The 988-nt window shown below is 45.3% G+C and carries 1 protein-coding gene; it reads right to left on the bottom strand.

Annotation, left to right across the window (positions count from 1 at the left end):
- Window positions 1-918 (bottom strand): ComEC/Rec2 family competence protein (locus A3762_RS25150; RefSeq protein WP_197469574.1); only part of this gene is annotated, 918 nt, incomplete at its 3' end.
- Window positions 919-988: the final 70 nt, after the last annotated feature.

Below are 988 nucleotides of genomic sequence, written 5' to 3'. Positions count from 1 at the left end.
ACCAAGAATGACTAGCATACCTATTAAGACCATCACGTAAGCGCGCTGTGCAGACGGCGACAAACCAACTAAAGCGATGTAAAATAACCCCATTATGGCCACGATAGGTAAAGCAAACCGAGCCAAATTAAGTCGCAACATTATGGCGAGCAAACCAAAGCATACTAAGCCGACATGTAGACCGGAGATCGCCATAAGATGCTGCGTCCCGCTGTCTTGCAGTGCCTGATTTTCGTCGATTGATATGTCGGCACGATGCCCTAGAACAAGCGCAATAACCAAACCTTTATGTTCATAACCATCTAAAAGTTGCGCCAAATGCTCATAGATCCGCAACCTTAACTGAGTCAAGCGGCCTGACTTCCACTCGGTCGAATGACAATCGCGCTCGACAACGCGATTTACCTTTGCAAAGCCAACAACGCGCTCATAAAACAAATGCCTTTCATAACTCCCAACCCAAGGGTTATAGCTAAACTTTGGGGATTTCAGCGTTACTTGAATCGAAGAGCACTGCGTATTTAATAGATTAGAAAAGTCATAGCTCGCTGAGACATAGAATTTGCCGGTATCAGAACAGTAGGGAATAGAGAAACCATATTGGCTATAGCGAGGCAGGCCGCAGAGATATCCCTGCAACAGCACCTCATTCCCAGTTTCGTTCACGGATACACGTTGAGCCGAATGTTGAGCCACTTCGTACTGCGCATAGGTATAAGCAACACAACACGCAATGGCCGAAACGAGACTCAGCACAATTAAGCGACGATTGGTTAAATCAGAGTGAGTATGACAAGCGTGACGAATGACACAGAGTGCTACAAACAGAAACGTAAAAAATATTAACGCATTAAAAATAGGTACACTAAAATGCACCAGCATCGCGCCAACACAAAAGGCGGATAAAATTAGATACATTGTCTCTTCCGTGAGATAAGATGCCCGCGCGATCCATGTGCGGTTTTACAAGCCATGCGAATATCAGGTT

It is taken from the genome of Oleiphilus sp. HI0125 (genome assembly GCF_001635355.1).
Note: the sequence above shows the minus strand (reverse complement) of the source record. Positions and strands in the feature narration are given on the sequence as shown.